The sequence below is a fragment of the Streptomyces sp. 1331.2 genome (assembly GCF_900199205.1).
Lineage (GTDB): Bacteria > Actinomycetota > Actinomycetes > Streptomycetales > Streptomycetaceae > Kitasatospora.
The window spans coordinates 1,105,486-1,120,254 of the sequence record NZ_OBMJ01000001.1 but is presented as its reverse complement, the minus strand read 5'-3'; the positions used below and the strand labels follow the sequence as shown (position 1 = coordinate 1,120,254).

At 73.6% G+C, this 14,769-nt stretch carries 10 protein-coding genes and 1 riboswitch; of the genes, 7 read left to right on the top strand and 3 right to left on the bottom strand.

Annotation, left to right across the window (positions count from 1 at the left end; genetic code table 11):
• Positions 1–30 precede the first annotated feature (30 nt).
• A complete protein-coding gene (locus CRP52_RS04810; protein WP_097235240.1) occupies positions 31–660 on the bottom strand; it encodes a GTP cyclohydrolase II in 630 nt (209 codons plus the stop codon).
• Positions 661–934: 274 nt separating this feature from the next.
• On the opposite strand from CRP52_RS04810, the gene gdhA reads away from it, so the two are divergent.
• From gdhA to CRP52_RS04790, 4 genes are all read left to right on the top strand, one after another.
• Positions 935–2,386 carry an NADP-specific glutamate dehydrogenase gene (gdhA, locus tag CRP52_RS04805; RefSeq protein WP_097235239.1) on the top strand — a complete coding sequence of 484 codons (1,452 nt, stop codon included), beginning with the start codon at positions 935–937 and terminating at the stop codon, positions 2,384–2,386.
• Between the two features lie 151 nt (positions 2,387–2,537).
• Positions 2,538–3,413 carry an AraC family transcriptional regulator gene (locus CRP52_RS04800; protein ID WP_097235238.1) on the top strand — a complete coding sequence of 292 codons (876 nt, stop codon included), beginning with the start codon at positions 2,538–2,540 and terminating at the stop codon, positions 3,411–3,413.
• A gap of 221 nt (positions 3,414–3,634) precedes the next feature.
• The gene (locus tag CRP52_RS04795) at positions 3,635–4,555 is read left to right on the top strand and encodes an NADP-dependent oxidoreductase (protein ID WP_097235237.1); all 921 of its coding nucleotides are present in this window, start codon (positions 3,635–3,637) and stop codon (positions 4,553–4,555) included.
• Entirely contained in the window at positions 4,552–5,328 is a 777-nt protein-coding gene (locus tag CRP52_RS04790; RefSeq protein ID WP_097235236.1) for a VOC family protein, read from the top strand. Before CRP52_RS04795 ends, CRP52_RS04790 begins: the two co-directional genes overlap by 4 nt.
• Here the strand turns inward: CRP52_RS04790 and lnt are convergent.
• Both lnt and cobN read right to left on the bottom strand, forming a co-directional pair.
• Complete coding sequence (gene lnt, locus CRP52_RS04785) at positions 5,292–7,013, bottom strand: apolipoprotein N-acyltransferase (RefSeq protein ID WP_097235235.1); 1,722 nt, start codon at positions 7,011–7,013, stop codon at positions 5,292–5,294. The genes CRP52_RS04790 and lnt overlap by 37 nt on opposite strands.
• Before the next feature lie 107 nt (positions 7,014–7,120).
• Positions 7,121–10,756: a cobaltochelatase subunit CobN gene (gene cobN, locus CRP52_RS04780; RefSeq protein WP_097235234.1), complete on the bottom strand. Its 3,636-nt coding sequence runs from the start codon at positions 10,754–10,756 to the stop codon at positions 7,121–7,123.
• Positions 10,757–10,892: 136 nt separating this feature from the next.
• Positions 10,893–10,978, bottom strand: a riboswitch (cobalamin riboswitch).
• Between the two features lie 302 nt (positions 10,979–11,280).
• On the opposite strand from cobN, the gene CRP52_RS04775 reads away from it, so the two are divergent.
• The 3 genes from CRP52_RS04775 to CRP52_RS04765 are packed head-to-tail and all read left to right on the top strand — an operon-like array spanning position 11,281 to position 14,695.
• Complete coding sequence (locus CRP52_RS04775; protein WP_257032288.1) at positions 11,281–12,543, top strand: hypothetical protein; 1,263 nt, start codon at positions 11,281–11,283, stop codon at positions 12,541–12,543.
• Positions 12,540–13,166, top strand: a complete 627-nt coding sequence (locus tag CRP52_RS04770) for a precorrin-8X methylmutase (RefSeq protein WP_097235233.1) — start codon at positions 12,540–12,542, stop codon at positions 13,164–13,166. Before CRP52_RS04775 ends, CRP52_RS04770 begins: the two co-directional genes overlap by 4 nt.
• Positions 13,163–14,695, top strand: coding sequence for a precorrin-2 C(20)-methyltransferase (locus tag CRP52_RS04765; protein WP_097235232.1), 1,533 nt, complete (start codon positions 13,163–13,165; stop codon positions 14,693–14,695). The genes CRP52_RS04770 and CRP52_RS04765 overlap by 4 nt, the downstream gene beginning before the upstream one ends.
• Positions 14,696–14,769: the final 74 nt, after the last annotated feature.

Below are 14,769 nucleotides of genomic sequence, written 5' to 3'. Positions count from 1 at the left end.
GCCGCCCGCGGCCCACCACCTGCCGCCCGCTCAGCCGACCAGTCGGGACAGCTCGATCGAGTGCCCCGTCCGCTCCACCTTCGCCCGCAGGTACCGGACGTTGCTCGCCGACAGGTGCACGCCCGTCGGCACCCGGTGACGCACGGTGATCCCGAGCTCGGCCAGCTGCATCGCCTTGTCCGGGTTGTTGCTCAGCAGGTCGATGTCCGTGGCGCCGAGTGCGGTGAGCATCTGGGCGGCGGCCGTGTAGTCCCGGCCGTCCTCGGGCAGGCCGAGCGCGGTGTTGGCGTCGTACGTGTCCAACCCGGAATCCTGCAGGGCGTACGCATCGAGCTTGTTGTACAGCCCGATGCCCCGGCCTTCCTGGCGCAGGTAGAGCAGGTATCCGCCGGCCTCGCCGATCCGTTCGACCGACTCGCGCAGCTGGGGCCCGCAGTCGCAGCGGTCCGAGCCGAAGACGTCCCCGGTCAGGCACTCGGAGTGCAGCCGCACCAGCGGGGTCCCGCCCTCCGGGACCGTGCCGAGGGCGAGCGCCAGGTGCTCGGCGCCGTCGGTGAGGTCGTGGAAGGTGAAGACCTCCGCCTCGACTCGGAAGCCGTCGGGGAAGGTCAGCGGGATGCGCACGTGCGAGCGCACCGTGGCGGAGCCGGGCAGCGGCATGGAACGGGCCTCCGTCGATCAGGGGTGGACCGGGCTGGATCGGATGTCGACCGTACTCGGTAGTTCCAATTTGAACAACTGGTTACCGACGGTGTCGCGCCCGATCACGGACCGCAGAACACCCCTCCCGCCTCGTCTGTTCCCGTCCGGCTCCCAGCATGTGGAACGGCCCGGGGTGGCGCTGTGGACACTGCGAGACTTCACCCGTTTCCTGGGCACGGGAACACCCGAGCATGACCACCGACGACCATGGAAGGGTCCTGATCAGATGCCCATGAGCCGCGAAACGTCCACGCCCGCCACCCGCGTCACGCCCGCCACCCGCGTCACGCCCGCCACCACCGACGCCGAGCCCGCCGCCGGCCGCGCCTCCTCCTTCGACGCCGAGCAGCGCGTGATCGAGTCGCTGTACGCGGACGTGGTCCGACGCAACCGGGGCGAAGCGGAGTTCCACCAGGCGGTCCACGAGGTGCTGGAGACGCTGGCCCCGGTGCTCGCCCGCCGCCCCGAGTTCGTCGACGCCCGGATCATCGAGCGGATCTGCGAGCCGGAGCGGCAGTTGATGTTCCGGGTGCCGTGGACGGACGACTCCGGCGCCATCCACGTCAACCGCGGTTTCCGGGTGGAGTTCAGCAGCGCACTCGGCCCGTACAAGGGTGGCCTGCGCTTCCACCCCTCGGTGAACCTCGGCATCGTCAAGTTCCTCGGCTTCGAACAGATCTTCAAGAACGCGCTCACCGGCCTGGCGATCGGCGGCGGCAAGGGCGGCTCCGACTTCGACCCCAAGGGCCGTTCGGACGCCGAGATCATGCGGTTCTGCCAGTCCTTCATGACCGAGCTCTACCGCCACCTCGGCGAACACACCGACGTGCCGGCCGGGGACATCGGCGTCGGCGGCCGGGAGATCGGCTACCTCTTCGGCCAGTACAAGCGGATCACCAACCGCTACGAGTCCGGTGTGCTCACCGGCAAGGGCCTCGGCTGGGGCGGCGCGCAGGCCAGGACCGAGGCCACCGGCTACGGCTGCGTGCTGTTCACCGCCGAGATGCTGCACAGCCGCGGCGAGAGCCTGGACGGGCGCCGGGTGGTCGTCTCCGGCTCCGGCAACGTCGCCCTCTACGCGATCGAGAAGGCGCAGCAGCTCGGCGCCACGGTGCTGACCTGCTCCGACTCCTCCGGCTACGTGGTGGACGAGAAGGGCATCGACCTCGACCTGCTCAAGGAGGTCAAGGAGGTCCGGCGCGGCCGGGTCGCCGACTACGCCGAACTGCGCGGCAGCCACGTCCGCTTCGTCGAGGGTCCGGGCGTGTGGAGCGTGCCCTGCGAGGTCGCGCTGCCGTGTGCCACCCAGAACGAGCTCACCGAGGCCGACGCGCTCGCCCTGGTGCGGGGCGGCGTGCTCGCGGTCGCCGAGGGCGCCAACATGCCCACGACCCCGGAGGCGGTGCGGGTGTTCCAGGAGGCCGGAGTGGCCTTCGGGCCGGGCAAGGCGGCGAATGCGGGCGGCGTCGCGACCAGCGCGCTGGAGATGCAGCAGAACGCCTCGCGCGACTCCTGGACCTTCGAGCGCACCGAGGAGCGGCTGGCCGGGATCATGAAGCACATCCACGACTCCTGCTTCACCACCGCCGAGCGCTATGGCCACCCCGGCGACTACGTGGTGGGCGCCAACATCGCGGGCTTCGAGCTGGTCGCGGACGCGATGCTGGCCCAGGGCCTGGTCTGATCCGACCGGTGGCCCGCCGGCTGCCCGCTGACCGGCCGCCTCGTCGGTGCCCACTCCGATCGCCACCCGACCGGAGTGGGCACCGATTGTCGGGTGCGGCAGGGTGGGTCCTTCCTACGGTGATGATCAGCAAGGGAAGGATGGGGGCGGAGTGCTGGAGCACCTGAACCGGGCGATGGAGCGCATCGAACGGGACCTGGACGGCGAGGTCGACGTGAGCGAGCTGGCGCGGATAGCGATGACGTCCGAGTACCACTTCCGGCGGTTGTTCTCGCTGCTCGCCGGGATGCCGTTCTCGGAGTACGTCCGGCGCCGGCGACTGACCGTCGCCGGGGCCGAAGTCCTGGACGGCGAGCGGACGTTGCTCGACATCGCGGTCCGGTACGGGTACACGTCGGGGGAGGCGTTCGCCCGGGCGTTCCGGGCGATGCACGGGGTCGGGCCGGGAGAGGCCCGGCGTGACGGTGCGGTGCTCACCTCCCAGCCCCGGATGTCCTTCCGACTCGTCGTGGAAGGAAGCAGCAGCATGGAATACCGAATCATCGAGAAGCCGGAGTTCCGGATCGTCGGCAGGAAGGCCCGGGTGCCGCTGGTCTACCTGGGGATCAACCCGCACATCGCCGAGTTCATCAGGGGGCTCGGCAAGGACACCGTCGAGCGGATCACGGCCCTCACCGGACCGGACCCGGTCGGCATCGTGTCGGTGACCGACGACTTCTCGCCCAACCGGGAGGAGGGGTCCGAACTCGACTACTGGCACGCGGTGGTGGCGCGCGCGGACGCCGTCGTCCCGGATGACCTGGATGTCCTCGACGTCCCGGCCGGCACCTGGGCGGTGTTCACCAACACCGGACCGTTCCCGCAGGCGCTGCAGGAGATGTGGGGGGACGTGGCCGCGCAGTGGTTCCCGTCCAACCCGTACGAGGCCCGGCCGGGCCCGGAGATCCTGAAGACCCGCTTCGTCCCGGGGGCGGCCGACGCCGAGGCGGAACTCTGGATCCCGGTGGCCCGGGCTCTGCGGAGCTAACGCGTGGCGACGAACAACTGACGGCCGACAGATTTCAGCCGACAGATAACAGATTTCAACATCTGTCATCTGTCGGCTGTCATCTGTCTGCCGTCGTTCGTTCCCTCACGTTCCCGCCCGTTCGGCCCACCAGCGCCCGCCCCCTCGCCGCTTCGCCCCGCATGCTGGGGCGGGGGAGTGGGCGGGGGCCGCAGACCGCTACCCGAGGAGTGGGATCACCGATGGTCAAGGCGTTCGGCTTCACCGACTACGGCGGGCCGGAGACTCAGGAGTTCCTGGACCGCCCGCCGCAGGACCCCGGCCCCGGCCGGTTGGCGATCGCGGTGCGGGCAGCCGGAGTGAATCCGGCGGACTGGAAGATCCGCCAGGGCTACTTCGGTCGCGAGCAACAACTGCCCGCCGTACTCGGCCTGGAGGCCTCGGGCGTGGTGCTGAGGGTCGGCCCCGAGGTCACCGGGTTCGCCCCGGGAGACGAGGTGTTCGGCAGCACCGACGGTGGAGGATTCGCCGAACAGGCACTGCTGCGTGCCGAGTTGAGCGCCATCAAGCCCGGCGCGGTCGGCTTCGACCAGGCTGCCACGCTGCCCGTTTCGGCCGCCACCGCCGACGACGCCGTACGCGGACTCGGTCTCGGCGTCGGCCGGACGCTGCTGATCCTCGGCGTCTCCGGCGGCGTCGGCACCATCGCCGCCCAACTCGCCCGCGCCAGGGGCCTGGTCGTGATCGGCACCGCCGGCGACGCCAACCGCGCGTACGTGGAGTCCCTGGGCGCGGTGCACGTGCGCTACGGCGAGGGTGTCGCCGAGCGGATCGCGGCGGCCGCACCCGACGGCGTCGACGGCGTCCTCGACCTGGTCGGCGGCGACGCCCTGCGGGCCGTGGCCGGAGTGATCACCGACCGTACCGTGCTGGTCAGCACCGTGGACCCGGTCACCGTCGCCGAGCTCGGCGGCAGTTTCCTCACGCGCTCGACCACCTCCGGGACGCTCGCCGCCCTGGCCGCGATGGTCGACTCCGGCGAGTTGGACCCGCACGTCACCCACCGCTTTCCGCTCACCGCCGCCGCCGAGGCGCTGGCGCTGGTCGAATCCGGGCACGCCCGCGGAAAGGTCATCATCGAAGCCGGGGAGCAGAAACCGTGAAGCAGACCTCCGTGACCACCGACGCCCCCTGCTGGGTGGAGCTGGGCACCGACGACCCGCCCGCCGCCAGGGCCTTCTACGGCGAGCTGTTCGGCTGGCGCGAGGACGACGGCGCACGCCCCGCGGACGGCGGCTACACCCAGATGCTGGTCGGCGACGCCCCGGCCGCCGCGATCACCCCGCGCTACGCGCCGCAGCAGCCGACGGCCTGGACGATCTGCTTCGCGGTCGCCGACGCCGAGGCCACCGCGGCGAGGATCAAGGACGCCGGCGGCACGCTCATCAAGGAGCCCACCGACGTGCTCGACCACGGCCGCTTCGCGGTGGCCGCCGACCGCTCCCGCGCGGTCTTCATCCTCTGGCAGGCCGGTGCCTTTCAGGGCGCCGGGGTGTTCAACGAGCCCGGCTCGCTCGGCTGGGTGGAACTGCTCACCCGCGACCCGGCCGGTGCGACCGCCTTCTACCCGGCGGTCTTCGGCTGGTCCGTCGCGCCGTCCGAGCACTACACCCAGTGGGGCCTGGCCGGCCGGGACTTCGGCGGGATGCTGGTGATGGGCGAGAACTTCCCGCCCGAGGTGCCGCCGCACTGGCTGCCGTACTTCGCGGTCGCCGACGCGGACAACACCGTCAACCGGGCGGTCGCCCTCGGCGCGGACGTGCTGATGCCTCCGTACTCCATGCAGGGCGGCCGGCGGATCGCCGTCCTGCGCGACCCCCAGGGCGCCGCGTTCGGAATCTACAGCTCCGGCGCGGACGTCTCAGCCGACATCTGAGCCGACGCCCGACCCGAGGCCTGGGCCGAGGCCTGACCCGCCGCCCGACCCGCCGCCCGACCCGAGCGCCGTCGCGACACCCCCGCCGCCACCGCCGCCCCGGCCGTGACCAGCAGCGCCCCGACCGGCACCACGTCGCCGATCCGGTCGTACCAGGTCAGCGTTCCGGGGGCGGTGAGCGGCAGGCGGACGGTCAGAGCGCCGGTGCGGTCGGTGCCCAGCCGGCCGAGTTCCCGGCCCTGGGCGTCGAAGGCCGCGGAGACCCCGGTCAGCGAGGCCTGCACGGCCGGCCGCCCGGTCTCGGCGGCCCGGATCGCCGCCAGCGAGACGTGCTGCTCGGGCGCCCAGGTGTGCTGGAAGGTCGAGGTCGAGGACTGGTAGACCAGCACCCGGGCGCCGTCCCGGGCGGCGGTGCGGGCCATGTCGGGGAAGGCCGACTCGAAGCAGATCAGCGCCCCGACGGGCAGCGGCGCACCCGTCCGGTCGGTGGCCGGGAGCAGGTGGAACCCGGTGCCGGGGGCCCGGTTCTCGCCCGCCGCCCGGCTGACCCCGGCGATCCAGCCGAGCACCGGCCGCAGCGGGATGTACTCGCCGAACGGCACCAGCCGGATCTTGCGGTAGCGGTCCACCACGCCCGCCGGGGAGACCAGCACCGCGTCCTTGGAGATCCGTCCGTCCGCCTTGCGCGCGTCCTCCCCGGCGACGACCTGGGCGCCGGTGGTCGCGGCGAGGCCGCGCAGGACGTCCAGTGCGGCCGGATCGTGGTCCAGGTCGGCGGTGGTGCTGCTCTCGCCCCACACGACCAGGTCCACCGGCTGCCCGGCCAGTCCGGCGGTGGCCCGCGCACTCGCCTCGAACCTGGCCTGCGGGTCCGCCACGATGCCGGGCTGGACCAGCGCCACCGTCACCGCCCCGGCTCCGGCCGGCGCCTCGCGCAGCGAGAACAGCAGCGGACCGGAGGCCAGCACCAGCACCGCCACCGCCGCGGCGACGGCCCGCGGTCGCCGGTGCGCCGCGGTCAGCGCGATCAGCACCCCGGTGTTCACCGCCGCCACCGCCGCGCTGACCAGCCAGATCCCGCCCGCCGCGGCCAGCCCGAGGATCGCCGGGTGCTGCCACTGGGTGGCCCCGAGCAGTGCCCACGGCCCGCCGAGCGCGTGCCAGGAGCGCGCGTACTCGGCGCAGACCCAGACCGCCGGGACGACCAGCAGTGCGAGCAGGGCCCGACGGGTGGTCAGCGGCGGGTGCAGCAGCCGGTGCACGGTGTACCCGACGGCGCCCTGCAGCGCCCCGAACAGCACCGCGATGACCGGCAGCCCCGGTCCGACGGACGGGACCAGCCAGTACATCGCGGTCAGGATGAACCCCGCCCCGAACCACCACCCGCGCACCGCCGCCTCCCGCCCCGACGGCGCCCGCTGCATCAGCAGCAGTCCGGGGACGAGCGCGATCCACGCCAGCCAGGCCTGCCCGGGCGCGGGGAACGCGAGCACCGGCACCGCCCCGGCCGCCAGCGCGGCGAACCGGGCGCGGTACCGGTGGGGCGCTGGTTGGGGATCCGGCTGGAGCCCTGGCTGGGGATCCGGCTGGGGCGCCGGCTGGGGTGCTGGCTCTCCGACCTCCTCGGCGGGCTCGGTGGCGGGGGTGCTCAGGACGGGGCCGGTGGGAACGGAGCGACGCGGCATGCCCCGTATTGTCCGCTTGGACGGCGTACGCCACCAGTGTTCCTGTCACCCGAATGGACGACAGGAACACCGGCGTCCCCCTTCACGTCAAGCGGGGGAAGCCTCCCTCAGCCCTCCCCGCCCTCCAGGTCCCCCTCCGTCTCCAGGAACGCGGCCTGCAGCTGCGCGATCAGCTCCGGGTCCGGCTGCTCCCACAGCCCGCGGCTCGCCGCCTCCAGCAGACGCTCGCTGATCCCGTGCAGCGCCCACGGGTTGGCGCCGGCAAGGAACTCCCGGTTGACCGGGTCGAGCACGTACTCCTGGGTCAGCTTCTCGTACATCCAGTCCGCGACCACGCCGGTCGTGGCGTCGTAGCCGAACAGGTAGTCGACCGTCGCGGCCATCTCGAAGGCGCCCTTGTAGCCGTGCCGGCGCATCGCCTCGATCCACCGCGGGTTGACCACGCGGGCGCGGAAGACGCGGGCGGCCTCCTCGGTCAGCGTGCGGGTGCGGACCGTCTCGGGGCGGGTCGAGTCACCGATGTAGGCGGTCGGCGCCTTGCCGGTGAGGGCGCGGACGGTGGCCACCATGCCGCCGTGGTACTGGAAGTAGTCGTCCGAGTCGGCGATGTCGTGCTCGCGGGTGTCGGTGTTCTTCGCGGCGACGGTGATCCGCTTGTACGCGGTCTCCATCTCCTCGCGGGCCGGCCGCCCGTCCAGCCCGCGACCGTACGCGTAGCCGCCCCAGACCGTGTACACCTCGGCCAGGTCGGCGTCGGTGCGCCAGTCCCGGCTGTCGATCAGCTGGAGCAGGCCCGCTCCGTACGTGCCCGGGCGGGAGCCGAAGACGCGGACGGTGGCCTTGCGCTCGTCGCCGTGCACGGCGAGGTCGGCCTGGACGTGGGCCCGCACGAAGTTGTCTGCTTCGGCCTCCTCCTGCGCGGCGGCCAGGCGCACCGCGTCGTCCAGCAGGGCGACGACGTGCGGGAAGGCGTCCCGGAAGAAGCCGGAGATGCGCAGCGTGACGTCGATGCGCGGGCGGCCCAGCTCCGCCGGCGGGATCGGCTCCAGGCCGGTGACCCGGCGGGAGGCGTCGTCCCAGACCGGGCGGACGCCGAGCAGGGCGAAGGCCTCGGCGATGTCGTCGCCGGCGGTGCGCATCGCGCTGGTGCCCCAGAGCGAGAGCCCGACCGAGGGCGGGTAGGCGCCGTCGTTGTCGGCGGTGTAGCGCTCGATCAGCGAGGCGGCGAGCGCCTGGCCGGTCTCCCAGGCGAGCTTGCTGGGGACGGCCTTCGGGTCGACGGAGTAGAAGTTGCGGCCGGTCGGCAGCACGTTGACCAGCCCGCGCAGCGGCGAGCCGGAGGGGCCGGCCGGGACGAAACCGCCCTGCAGCGCGTGCAGCACGGCGTCCAGCTCGTCGGTGGTGGCGGCCAGGCGCGGCACCACCTGGGTGGCGGCGAAGACCAGTACCTCGCGGACGGCCTGCTGGACGCTCTCCGGCAGCTCGGCGGTGACCTTCTCGACCGCCTCGGGCGCCCAGTCCTCCGCCTCCATGGCCTCGACCAGGGCGCGGGCCTTGGCCTCGGCGGCGTCGGTGGCGCCGAGGGTCAGTGCCGCCTCGTCCAGGCCGAGCGCCTCGCGCAGGCCGGGCAGCGCGCTGACGCCGCCCCAGATCTGCCGGGCGCGCAGGATGGCGAGCACGATGTTGACCCGGTCGGTGCCGGCCGGAGCCTGGCCCAGGACGTGCAGGCCGTCGCGGATCTGGGCGTCCTTGACCTCGCAGAGCCAGCCGTCGACGTGCAGCAGGAAGTCGTCGAAGCCGTCGTCCTCGGGGCGCTCGTCCAGACCGAGGTCGTGGTCGAGCTTGGCGGCCTGGATCAGCGTCCAGATCTGGGCGCGGATGGCGGGCAGCTTGGCCGGGTCCATCGCGGCGATGTTGGAGTGCTCGTCCAGCAGCTGCTCCAGGCGGGCGATGTCGCCGTAGGAGTCGGCGCGGGCCATCGGCGGGACGAGGTGGTCGACCAGGGTGGCGTGGGCGCGGCGCTTGGCCTGGGTGCCCTCGCCCGGGTCGTTGACCAGGAAGGGGTAGACGAGCGGGAGGTTGCCGAGGACGGCGTCCGGGCCGCACTCGGCGGACAGTGCGGCGGTCTTGCCGGGCAGCCACTCCAGGTTGCCGTGCTTGCCGAGGTGGATGACGGCGTGGGCGCCGAAGCCGCCGTCCTCCTGCGCGGCCTCGATCCAGCGGTAGGCGGCCAGGTAGTGGTGGCTCGGCGGCAGGTCCGGGTCGTGGTAGATGGCGACCGGGTTCTCGCCGAAGCCGCGCGGCGGCTGGATGAGGACGAGCAGGTTCCCGGAGCGGATCGCGGCCAGCACGATGTCGCCGTCCGGGTTCTGCGAGCGGTCGACGTACAGCTCGCCGGGGGCCGGGCCCCAGTGCTCCTCGACCTGCTCGCGCAGGGCCTGCGGAAGGGTGGCGTACCAGCGGCGGTAGTCGGCCGCGGGGATGCGCACCGGGTTGCGGGCCAGCTGGTCCTCGGTGAGCCAGTCCTGGTCGTAGCCGCCGGCGGCGATCAGGGCGTGGATGATCGCATCGCCCTCGTGGCCTTCGTGGCCCTCGTCCTCGGCGCCGTCGAAGCCGGGCAGGTTGTCGCCCAGGTCCATGCCCTCCGCGCGCAGCCGCTCCAGCAGCCGCACCGCGCTGGCCGGAGTGTCCAGGCCGACGGCGTTGCCGACCCGGGCGTGCTTCGTCGGGTAGGCGGACAGCACCAGCGCGAGACGGCGCTCGGCGGCCGGGACGTACCGCAGCCGGGCATGGCTGACGGCGGTGCCGGCCACGCGGGCGGCGCGCTCCGGGTCGGCGGCGTAGACGGTGAGGCCGTCCTCGTCCAGCTCCTTGAAGGAGAACGGGACGGTGATCAGCCGGCCGTCGAACTCCGGCACGGCGACCTGGGTGGCGGTGTCCAGCGGGGACAGGCCGTCGTCGCTGCTCTCCCACTGGGCGCGCGACCAGGTCAGGCAGAGCGCCTGCAGGATCGGGCGGTCCAGCGCGGCGAGCGCTCCCGCGTCCCAGGCCTCCTCGTCGCCGCCCGCCTGGGCGTCGGCCGGGCGGGTGCCGCCGGCGGCGAGGACCGTGGTGACGATCGCGTCGGCCTCGCCGAGTGCGGCCAGCAGCTCGGGCTCGGCGCCGCGCAGCGAGGCGCAGTAGTAGGCCCTGGCCCGGGCGCCCTGGTCCTCGATGGCCCGGCAGAGCGTCTCGACGAAGGCGGTGTTGCCGCTCATGTGGTGGGCGCGGTAGTAGAGCACCGCGACCGTCGGGCCGTCGGACGTACGGGCCTCGCGCTCCAGCGGGCCCCAGGCCGGGGCGGAGGCGGGCGGGGCGAAGCCGTGGCCGGTGAGCAGCACGGTGTCGGAGAGGAAGGCGCCGAGCTCGGCCAGGTTGGCGGCACCGCCGTGGGCGAGGTAGGCGTGCGCCTCGGCGGCGATGCCGGCCGGGACGGTGGACAGCTCCATCAGCTGGGCGTCGGGGGCCTGTTCACCGGTCAGCACCACCACCGGGCGGGGGCCGGCCAGCAGCGCGTCCAGGCCCTCCTGCCAGGCGCGGCGGCCGCCGAGCAGGCGGACCACGACGAGCTCGGTGCCCTCCAGCAGTGCGGGCAGGTCCTCGGGGGTGAGCCGGGCCGGGTTGCCGAGCCGGTAGCGCACGGGGCCCTCGGAGGCGCGGGCGCTCAGCAGGTCGGTGTCGGACGTCGACAGCAGCAGGATCATGCGAAGGCCCTCCCGGCCTCGTGGGTGGCCAGGATGGCCGCAGTGATGGCCGTGGACGCGTTCGCGGGCATGCGACAGCGCTGGTGCATTTCTGCCTTCCTCGGGGTCCGCGCCCCGGGCCGGTGGAGGACGGCAGGAGTTCCTGGCTCCCGCGGCCGACCGGCTTCCCGGTGAACCGCGGTCACAGTGGCGGGACCGCACCGGGCTTGCACCGGTTTCCTCCCCTGCGCCGTCGCTGGCGTGCGGGCGGTCCGCGGACCGCCCGCCCTGCATCGTACGGGGTACGGCTGACCTGGGGGAGAGTGAGCTTTCGGCCGCGGGCCCCGGCGGGCTCCGGTGAGCCCTGGCGGCTGCGGCTTGTGCGTCGGCGTGCACGCCGGCTTGTGCGTCGGCGTGTGCCTCGGTGCTCGCGTCGGTGCTTGCTCCGGTTTGCGCGTCGGTGCGCGTCGGTGCGTGTCCGGGTGCGCCGGAGTGTGATGCAGCGGACGGAGGCAACCGATCGGATCATCTGTATGCTCGCCGCCATGCCACCGACACCCGACGCCACCGCGCCGGGCGCCGTCGTGCCCGACCGGGAGGTGCCCGACCGGGGGCGCGCGGACGCCTGCCCCGGCGCGCTGCGTCTGCACCCGGCCGACGACGGCGCCCTGGCCCGGATCCGCCTGCCCGGCGGCCTGCTGACGGACCGTCAGGCGCTCGCGCTGGCCGAGGCCGCCGAAGCCCTCGGGGACGGCCGGTTGGAGACCACCTCGCGCGGCAACGTCCAACTGCGGGGCCTGGACTCGCAGTGCGCGGCGGACCTCGCCGAGCGACTGCGCGGCGTCGGACTGCTGCCCTCGGACACCCACGAGCGGGTCCGCAACATCGTCGCCTCGCCACTGGCGGGGCTGGACGCCGTCCCCGCCTCCTCTTCCGCCGATGTCCAGGCCTGGGTACGGGACCTGGACGCGCGGCTGTGCGCGAGCGACTGGGCGCCCGGACTCTCCGGCAAGTTCCTGTTCGCGCTGGACGACGGACGCGGCGACGTCGCCGCGCTCGACGCCGATGTGACATTGATCGCAGGTTCGGACGGGCCCGCCCTGCTGCGCCTCGGGCGCTCCACCCACGGGCACCCCGTCGAGGCCGGACAGGAGGTGACGGCCGTACTGGACGCGGCCCGTCGCTTCCTGGCGGCGCTGCGGACCACCGGCCGCCAGGCCTGGCACCTGCGCGAGGTCCCCGACCTGCTGCCGGCCGGCCCGGTGCCGCTGCCCGCCCCCGCCGGTACGGCGCCGGAAGTGGGCGCGCTGCCCGGCGGGCTCTCGGTGGGCCTGCGCTTCGGGCGGGCGAGCGCCGCGCAGTGGCGGGCGCTGATCGCCGCCTCCGCCGGGGAGCTGCGGCTGACGCCCTGGCGCGGCGCGGTCCTGCCAGGGGCGCCGGCCGACCGGCTTCCCGCGCTCGCCGAGGCCGGGTTCCGCACCGAGCCGGGCACGCCCTGGGAGCGGGCCACCGCCTGCACCGGGCTGCCGGGCTGCGCCAAGTCGCAGGCCGACGTCCGCCCGGACGCGGCCCGGGCGTTGGACGCCGGCCACGGGTCCGTCGGCGGCGGGCTTCCCGCCATGCTGCCCGTCCACTGGTCGGGCTGTGAACGGCGCTGCGGCCACCCGGCCGGGCGGTGGGTGGACGTGCTCGCCACGGGGCACGGCTACCGGGTGACGGTGAACGGACCGGCACCTGTCCCTTCCGTGGACGTGACGAACGAGGAGATGGCCCAGGCGGTCGCCGAGGCCAGGAGGACGACGAAGTGATCGAGTACGAGAAGGACGGCGCGTCCATCTACCGCCAGTCCTTTGCCACCATCCGTGCGGAGGCCGATCTGGCCGCCCTCCCGGCGGACGTCTCCCAGGTCGCGGTGCGGATGATCCACGCCTGCGGGATGGTCGACCTGGTCGAGGACCTGGTGTACTCGCCCGGCGTGGTCGCCTCCGCACGCGCTGCGCTGCGCGCCGGTGCGCCGATCCTCTGTGACGTCAACATGGTCGCGAGCGGGGTGACCCGCAAGCGGCTGCCCGCCGACAACGAGGTGGTCTGCACCCTCACCGACCCGTCGGTGCCCGAACTTGCCCGCGCGATGGGCAACACCCGCAGTGCCGCAGCCATGGAGCTGTGGCTGCCCAAGCTGGAGGGCGCGGTGGTCGCCGTCGGCAACGCGCCGACCTCGCTGTTCCGGCTGCTGGAAATGATCGAGGCGGGCGCGCCGCGCCCGGCCGCGGTGATCGGCGTCCCGGTCGGCTTCATCGGCGCCGCCGAGTCCAAGCAGGCCCTGGCCGAGCACCCGTCCGGCCTGGAGCACCTGGTGGTGCGCGGTCGGCGTGGCGGCAGCGCGATCGCCGCCGCCGCCATCAATGCGATTGCGAGCGAAGAAGAGTGACGGAACGTCAGAGCCCCTCGACCTCGACCTCGACCGGACGGCTGTACGGCGTCGGGCTCGGCCCGGGGGACCCGTCGCTGGTGACCGTCCGCGCCGCCGAACTCATCGGCAAGGCCGACGTGGTGGCGTACCACAGCGCTCGGCACGGCCGGTCCATCGCACGCTCGATCGCCGAGCGGTACCTGACGGGTGGTCAGATCGAGGAGAAGCTGGTCTACCCGCTCACCGTCGAGACCACCGACCACCCGGGCGGGTACCGGGGCGCGTTGGACGAGTTCTACGAGGAGGCCGCCGCCCGGCTGGCCGCCCACCTGGACGCCGGCCGCGACGTCGTGGTCCTCGCCGAGGGGGACCCGCTCTTCTACGGCTCGTACCAGCACATGCACAAGCGGCTCGCGCACCGCTACCCGACCGAGGTGGTGCCCGGCGTGACCTCGGTCAGCGCGGCGGCGGCCCGCCTCGGACAGCCGCTGACCGAGGCGGAGGAGACGCTCACCGTCATCCCGGGCACCCTGCCCGAGGAGGAGCTGACGGCGCGGATCGCGGCCGCCGACTCCGCGGTGATCATGAAGCTCGGGCGCACCTTCCCGGTCGTCCGCCGGGCCCTGGAGCGGGCCGGGCGGCTGGACGACGCCCAGTACGTGGAGCGGGCCTTCATGGCGGGCGAGCGCATCGCGCCACTCGCGGAGGTCGACGGCGAGACGGTGCCGTACTTCTCGGTCGCGGTGCTGCCGAGCAAGGTCGCGCCGCTGGAGCCCGAGGTCCGGCTGTCGGAGGGCACCGGCAGCGTGACCGTGGTCGGCACCGGGCCGGCCGGGCCGCTCTGGCTCACCCCCGAGGCGCGCGGCGCGCTGGCCGAGGCCACCGACCTGGTCGGCTACACCACCTACCTGGCCCGGGTGCCCGAGCGCCCGGGGCAGCAGCGGCACGGCTCGGACAACAAGGTGGAGTCGGAGCGCGCCGAGTACGCGCTGGACCTCGCGCGGCGCGGGCACCGGGTCGCGGTGGTCTCCTCCGGCGACCCGGGCGTCTTCGCGATGGCCACCGCCGTGCTGGAGGTCGCCTGCGAGGAGGCCTACCGGGACGTCCCGGTGCGGATCCTCCCGGGGATGACCGCCGCCCACGCGGCTGCCTCCCGGGCCGGCGCCCCGCTCGGGCACGACTATGCGACGGTGTCGCTTTCCGACCGGCTCAAGCCCTGGGACGTGGTGGCCAAGAGGCTGCGCGCCGCCGCCGAGGCGGACCTGGTGCTCGCGCTGTACAACCCGGGCTCACAGTCCCGGACCACCCAGGTCGGCCTCGCCCGGGACCTGCTGCTGGAGTACCGGGCGCCGGAGACCCCGGTGGTGATGGCGCGGGACGTCGGCGGGCCGACCGAGCGGATCCGGATCGTCAGGCTCGGCGAACTGGACCCGGCGCTGGTCGACATGCGGACGATCCTGCTGATCGGCTCCTCGCAGACCCAGGCGGTCGAGCGGGGCGGCGGCGTGGAGGTCGTCTGGACGCCCCGGCGGTACCCGGAGGCGTGACGGCGGACGGCTGACGTCGGACGGATGACAGATGACAGCTGACAGATAACGAAATCTGTCAGCTGTCATCTGTC